This is a genomic window from uncultured Sphingomonas sp., assembly GCF_936927845.1.
In the GTDB taxonomy this organism is placed as follows: Bacteria; Pseudomonadota; Alphaproteobacteria; order Sphingomonadales; family Sphingomonadaceae; genus Sphingomonas.
In genome coordinates this window covers 1-6363 of the sequence record NZ_CAKZHV010000065.1, presented here as the reverse complement: position 1 = coordinate 6363, position 6363 = coordinate 1, and the positions used below count along the sequence as shown (strand labels likewise).

At 63.9% G+C, this 6363-nt stretch carries 5 protein-coding genes; 2 read left to right on the top strand and 3 right to left on the bottom strand.

Annotation, left to right across the window (positions count from 1 at the left end; genetic code table 11):
* Nucleotides 1–206: 206 nt before the first annotated feature.
* The 3 genes from Q0579_RS13825 to Q0579_RS13815 form a co-directional block, all read right to left on the bottom strand.
* Complete coding sequence (locus tag Q0579_RS13825; protein WP_298280074.1) at nt 207–1076, bottom strand: hypothetical protein; 870 nt, start codon at nt 1074–1076, stop codon at nt 207–209.
* A complete protein-coding gene (locus Q0579_RS13820) occupies nt 1073–3211 on the bottom strand; it encodes an AAA family ATPase (protein ID WP_298280073.1) in 2139 nt (712 codons plus the stop codon). Before Q0579_RS13820 ends, Q0579_RS13825 begins: the two co-directional genes overlap by 4 nt.
* A gap of 289 nt (nt 3212–3500) precedes the next feature.
* A complete protein-coding gene (locus Q0579_RS13815) occupies nt 3501–4190 on the bottom strand; it encodes a recombinase family protein (RefSeq protein WP_298280072.1) in 690 nt (229 codons plus the stop codon).
* A gap of 409 nt (nt 4191–4599) precedes the next feature.
* Here Q0579_RS13815 and Q0579_RS13810 point away from each other — a divergent pair, with 409 nt between their 5' ends.
* Nucleotides 4600–5223 carry a hypothetical protein gene (locus Q0579_RS13810; RefSeq protein ID WP_033374247.1) on the top strand — a complete coding sequence of 208 codons (624 nt, stop codon included), beginning with the start codon at nt 4600–4602 and terminating at the stop codon, nt 5221–5223.
* A complete protein-coding gene (locus Q0579_RS13805; RefSeq protein WP_017980725.1) occupies nt 5220–6188 on the top strand; it encodes a hypothetical protein in 969 nt (322 codons plus the stop codon). Before Q0579_RS13810 ends, Q0579_RS13805 begins: the two co-directional genes overlap by 4 nt.
* Nucleotides 6189–6363 lie beyond the last annotated feature (175 nt).

Below are 6363 nucleotides of genomic sequence, written 5' to 3'. Positions count from 1 at the left end.
TCGGCGGAGCTGACTTCCGGCGAACTGTAGGTGTACGGTTGAGGGCGAAGCACCTCCTTGAAGTTCTGCGGCTCCGGGATGCGGTGCTCTCCGGCGGGCCGCCAGGGAGCCTCGGCCGGGTACAATGCCATAGGATTGGCCTCGGTCCAAAGCCGGTAGTCGGGCCTCGCGATCTAAATCACGCGATCGGGCATCGCTGATCTCCTTCATGCGGCCATCATCGCTAGTATGTCGGCTCGCCAGCGCCGGTAATCGGCCCTGCACGCCGCCGAGAAGGGCGCGTCCCATTTAAGGAAATGGGTCCAGACCTCCTCGGTTTCTTCGCTTGCCACCGCCAGCGCGGCTGCTCGCTCCGGAACTCCGGTCGCGAGCTTGGCAAGCTTCCACTCCTTCTCGATCGAGCGCAAGGCGAAGCGCAAACTCGTGATCCGCTCCATCCTAGCGCGGACCAGCCGGGGCCGGTTCAAGCCGACGACTTCATCCGTCCCCACTCCTCGCGCTGTCAGAAGGGAAACGACCGAGCCGTCGTGCCCGTCCGGCTGCGGCCTGATGCTGAATGCGAGGTGCGGACGCGGATCGTCCACGGTGGGGTTCAGCAGGGCGGGAGCCTCCGCCGCTTCGCCTCCGAGCGCCGTCGATCGCGGCGTGCCGAGGAGCGGGAACCTGTTCTCCTTGCCGAACTTCGCCTCGCCGCCACCCGGGACGGGATGGTAGCGTGCACGATTGCAGTCCTGGCAGGCCGGCAGAAGATTCGACCATTCCGACGCAAGCCACCAGTAGCCGCCCGACATGGTTCCATCGTCCTCGAGGACGCCGCCCTTCGGCCGGTAATGCTCCACGTCGAAGGGAGCGCCGTCGATGCGATACTCGCAATAGGCGCATTTCCCGCCGAAGAGCGCGGCCAGCGCATTCTTGACCTCCGCCCGCCCGTACACTTCGAACGGGTAGGCCGACGTGGGCGGCGGCACCTTCTGATAGTGCGCCTTGGCCTTCGCCCTCTCCTTGGAAGCGGCGGTGGCGGCACCTGCGCCTAGGCAGGCCGGGGCGAAACTCGCCGCGTTGAGACGCCGGATCACGACGCCTCCCCCGCCTCGGCGACCTCGGCAGCCTCGAATTCGTCCAGGATCTGCTCGACCGCCTCCTCATCCCAGACGTCAGGATCACGCTCCCCAGCCGTCTTGGCGAGGTACCGATCGATCACCTCATAGAGCAGCCGCTCCCGGCGCGTACGTCCCATCGGAAGGCTCGGCTTCAGGCGCGCCCGGATTTCCTCCAGTTCGGCATCATCCGCGCCGTCGGGCGTCGGTCGGGCGAGCAGCCGGTAGTAGGCGGCAAGATCGCGATCGACCTCCGGCCGCAGCGTCGTGCGCAATCCGAACAGGTCGGACGTCAGCATCTGGTCGACGTCGAGCCCGTCCAGGCTGGGTATCATCGGCTCCGACAAGGTCGGGCTGCCGTCCGGTGAACGATCGAGAAGCCGCACCTCCTCCTGCGACAAGCCGCGAAGCACGAGCGGATCATGCGTGGTCAGCATGAGCTGGCTGAGCGGAAACGCCCTGCGGAACGCGTCGACGACCCGCAGTCGCCACTCCGGGTGAAGATGGGCATCGATTTCGTCAACAAGGAGGAGCACCTGGGCGGAACTCAGGCTGCCCCAGGTCTCGTACATCACGTCCATCACGTCGGTGCCGAGCGACAGGATGCTCTTGAAGCCCGAGCTGAGGTCCGTCAGCCGGCGCCGGCGCCCTCCCTCCTCTATCGCCAGTCGCCCGTCCCGTTCGATTAACGCGGTCGCCGCACTGGTGAGCATCTCGTTGAGCGCTCGCGCGACGTCCTCCGCTCGACTCGCCCCTTCGCGACCTGCAAGGTGACGCTCGAGCCCGAACGGCCCGTTGACCGAGAAGCGCTCCTCCATGAGCGTATGCACGCGGAAGTCGGCGCGCCGGCGGCGTTCGCCGAGACGTCCGCGAGCCGGCAGTCGGTAGGCTCCGTAGCCCAGGACCGTCACCGGGACTCGGCGGTGGCCGCCGAGCACGGCATCGCCCTCCTCGAACGTCACGACGTTCGTGTCGTCGGTATCGAAGAATTGCACCCCGATCCTGCCTCGATGCACGCCGTCACGGAGGCACCATCTGGCTACCACGCCGGCCTCCATCGCCTGCGTCGGTCCCATCGCGCCGATCGCGACGGCCTGGAGCAGGCACGTCTTTCCAGCGGCGTTCTCCCCGAGCACGGCTATCGAGCCCGCCCCCTTGCCGCCTCCGGCGCCGCGTGCCGGGAACTCCACCACGGCGTGGTCGATGCCGCGGAACCCGTCGATCACGACGCGACGTACGTACCGCCTCTCGCCGGCCCTCACCTCCGACGGCGTCGCGGAGTCGCGGCCTGCGCCACCGCTCGCCGACTGCTCGACCGCCTCGACCAGCCGCGCAGCGCGTTCCGGGGAAAGCTCCTGGCGGGACCATGCCCTGAACGGGTGTCCCGCGGGGAGTCCCTGGACAAGGCGGATCAGGATAATGCCCTGGAAGCCGACGCGGTCGGCGATGGCGGAGGCGACGAGGCTCGAGCGCCGCTGCCCGGGCGCCAGCGGTCGATCCGGCGCGAGGTCGAGGGACCGAAGGACCTGCAGACGCGCATGCCGCAGGTCCGGGCGGTTCAGGGATAGCACCTCGATCGTCGTGGCACCGCGGTCGTCGATGCCGGAGAGAAGGCCGTTCCCGTCGAGGATCAGGTGCTCGGCCGGCGCGTCGAAGCATGGGTCGAGGAGCATGGCGCCCTCGGCGCTAAGTGGGGCGGACCGCGGGTCCCCCTCTGCGCCCCCGCGCTGCCGGATCGGGAAGAAATTGCGCTTCGCGCGCAGGCACGCGTTGCATGCCGGATAGAGGTTGGCCCACTCGAGGCCGAGCCAGCAATAGTATTGGAAGTCGACCTCGCCGTCGCCCCGGTCGGCTCCCTGCCACGGACGATAATGGTCGATGTTGAACCCGCCATCCTGAAGCGGTGTCTCGCAATATGCGCACGCGCCCCAGAACAGCCTGAACAGCTCTTGGCGGAGGCGCTCGTCTCCAAGCACGGGTTCGGGAGGTTGCGGAGGCCGCCGGTCCCGCTCTCCCGACGCGAGATAGCGCTCGACCGCCCTGCGATATTCGCTGGCCAGGCGACCTCGAAGGATTTCCGGCTCCGGAATGGCCGACCTCGAAACGTAGCGCATCGTCTCCCCGCATCGATGCGCCACCTGTGTCGGGCGGATCGTCGCCTCAACCTATCGCGTATCGGGTAAACGACAAGGCGTTGCCGCCGACGCTGCGGCCCTCCGCCGGGAGCCCGCCGACGCGGAGGAAACACCAAGGGCGGCTGCCGGCTGGCGATGTTTGAACGAACGGCCGCTTACCCCTGTCCGCGTTAGAAAGCGGCCGTTTCGCTTCCCACCCAAAACTCAAAAGCAGAGGAGCTACTTTTGAGCGAGCAACTTATTCGCCCAACAGCCAGACCGCTGCAGCTCAACCGGCTGTTTCCGCATCCTTGATCGTCGCCATCTCTGTCGAAGCGGGCTTCGATCGGTGTAGCGCGGTGATGCGCTTGACTTGGGCGATACTGCATCCCGCCAGTTCGGCTGTCTTGGCGATGCTCATGCCCGCCTCACGCAGACCGATGATGCGACGGTGATGAGCCAGATCGGGTTTGCGACCGGTGTAGCGCCCTGCCCTCTTAGCGAGCTCGATCCCTTCGCGCTGCCGCTCCCGCCGGGTCTCATAATCATCTCGCGCGGTCTGAAGCGCGACGCGCAGTAGCATGTCCTGGACCGCCTCCAGCACGATCCGCGCGACCCCTGCACTGTCAGCGACCAGGTCCGTGAGATCGACAATCCCCGGCACCGCGAGTCGCGCGCCTCGCGAGCGAATAGCCTCGACAAGGAGCTCAGCCTCCGTGAGCGGAAGGCGGCTGATCCTGTCAATCTTCTCCGCGACCACTACCTCCCCCGGCTGCAGGTCCGCTACCATGCGCAACAGCTCCGGCCGGTCGGGGCGCGCGCCAGACGCCTTCTCGCGGTAGACCGCCGCGACGTAATAGCCCGCCGCGCGCGCGCCCGCGACGATCGCCTCCTGCCGCGTCAGATCCTGCTCGTCGGTGCTGACGCGCAGGTAGACACGCGCCGCTCGGATCGGATGTGGATTGCCGTCGTTCGTCATAGCCAATCTGCATATACCCTTGTGAGCTAGCGGCCAATTGGAGACGTACGAGCTTGTCCGAACGAGGAACAAATAAGGACTACGGCGCTGCTCATTATGAACGACGGAGATTGTTGTTCAGGATTGATCGCGATGATTTAGGGGTAAGGCGGGTGCCCGCCAGTCCATATTTACAGATACATCTGCGGAAAAGACCCATTTCCGGTCACTCGCGGGTTAGTTTCGGCTTACCAACTTCTGCCGTCCGTTCATCCGGCTATAGGCTTCGTTGCGATCCTGTTTACCAGCAGCGCGGGGCTTGAAGTGCAGAACGGTCTTCTCGTTCGAATGCAGCCCGCGTAACATCGTGATCGCTCGGGGGTGATGAACGTCAGTGATGCTAGATCGACTCCGTTGCGGACAGGCTCTGATGGCTTGGCGCGACGCCTTCACCAGAGCCACTTGGCTAGCATTCGATTTCGCAACGCAGGCGGCGGTGGACCGCGTGGCAGGCCAAATTCCCAAGGCAGGCATACGAGACACCTACTGGGATCCGGTTGCCTTCGCGTATCCTCGCATCGACGCCGCTATGCGGGACGCCTTAGCTCGGCCAATGTGCTCGACGCTGCACCAAGGGCTCACGCATCTTCGAAGCCTTGGTTGTTCGAGCGAGTTGCTAGAGGTTGAATTAACAGCCGCAGTGAAAGCAGCCATCGGTCCCACAGTGCTGGCATTACCCCGCCCAGACGAAGAAAAGGATCAGATTCCACCCTGGCCGTTCGACCTCGATGCATCTTGGCAATCCCGGGCGGTGCAACTCGGCATTGCTGGCGCCACGGCGGCGATAATCGCGCCCGAGGCTCTGATCGGCGTTATGGGTTATGGAGCTGCGACGCTAGCCAAGCCGCTGTTCGCTTACAGGATTGCGTCCGCCGTTGACGCGCGCGTCAAAGAGGTCTGGGTCGGAAGTGGCAATGACCCACCAGGAGCGATGACAGTGATACTTGATGCCGTCGATCAAGTCACGTTTAGTTTTCAAGGGAAGATGTCATGAACGACGCCGCTGCCTTCGCACAATCCTTCATTCCTAAGCCGGATGCTGTACAGGGTCTGGTGGATGGAACATTACAGCGGATCGGCAGCGTAATCTATCACGTGGGTGGCGGCATCCATAGCCACATGCAGGAAACGGCTGCTTTCAATCCAGCAAAGTTACTTGCAGGGGTGAACGAGGTTTCGGGACAGCTCACCCATGTCTCCCAGGGCTTGCAGCTATTGAAGGTCTCGCAGTTCGCGAACGTGGCTCTCTCAGCGGTTGACATCGGCGTGTCGGTAGCGGGCTTCGTTGTGATGAATGCTAAGCTGAACGCGTTACGCACCGACGTGCAGGCCTTATCGGCTAACATCGAGCTGCTTCGTGAAGAGAAGTTCGAAGAAGACTTTGTTATGCTATCTACGTTTCTCCAACGATTTGAAGAGGCGTGGTTTTGGCGCAACATTGACAAGGCTGAAGATGAATGGCGCGCGATCGCAAGCGAGGCCCGTCGGTACCAAGACCTGTTCGAATATCGAGCCAAGCGCTTGCTGGCTGGCCCGTCGCCAGCCTACGCCGTGGCCGACCGCATGGTCGACGCACTGTCGACGATTGGCGGACTACGCTTTTCCGCCGCGATGGCAGCCAGTGAGGATAAATTAGCGACAAGGATTGCTGAGCAGTGCGCTGATCAGGTGACCGCTCTTACTGGAAAGATTGGGCTCGTGGAACTCGTTAAGTCCTCGCTGCCACCTGGCATGGCGCCGGGCTCGGCTGGTTGGGCGACGCAGATTCGGTTGGCAAGCGATAAGGCCGAGCCACTGGCAGCCAAGTTCCGCGAGCGCGAGGCTAGAGCGGCCACGCGCTCGGCGCCTCTTTCAATGCTCCCCGAACACGGCTTAAGTCCACATCGTTGGCTGCGGATGGCCCGCGAGGAAACAGCTGAGCCGCTCCTCGTCCTTAGCCCGGCTCTCAGTTCAGCTTAACGACCCAGTTGCAGTCGTTCGGACCGCTTGTCGCGCCTCCCGAAATCTGCCGTACATTCATGTAAGACAATGTCAGCCTTTTCGGCGTCGCTTTGCAGCATCAGCAGAGGGCCGCTTTTACCGTAAGCGTCCGGTCTTCTCCGCCTTGCTGACGAGGTGATGCGCAAGCCACAGG

Excerpts from the sequence above, each read along its gene's own strand:
- Q0579_RS13820 (WP_298280073.1), bottom strand. The coding sequence starts at position 3,211 with ATGCGCTACGTTTCGAGGTCGGCCATTCCGGAGCCGGAAATCCTTCGA.
- Q0579_RS13815 (WP_298280072.1), bottom strand. The coding sequence starts at position 4,190 with ATGACGAACGACGGCAATCCACATCCGATCCGAGCGGCGCGTGTCTAC.
- Q0579_RS13810 (WP_033374247.1), top strand. The coding sequence starts at position 4,600 with ATGGCTTGGCGCGACGCCTTCACCAGAGCCACTTGGCTAGCATTCGAT.
- Q0579_RS13805 (WP_017980725.1), top strand. The coding sequence starts at position 5,220 with ATGAACGACGCCGCTGCCTTCGCACAATCCTTCATTCCTAAGCCGGAT.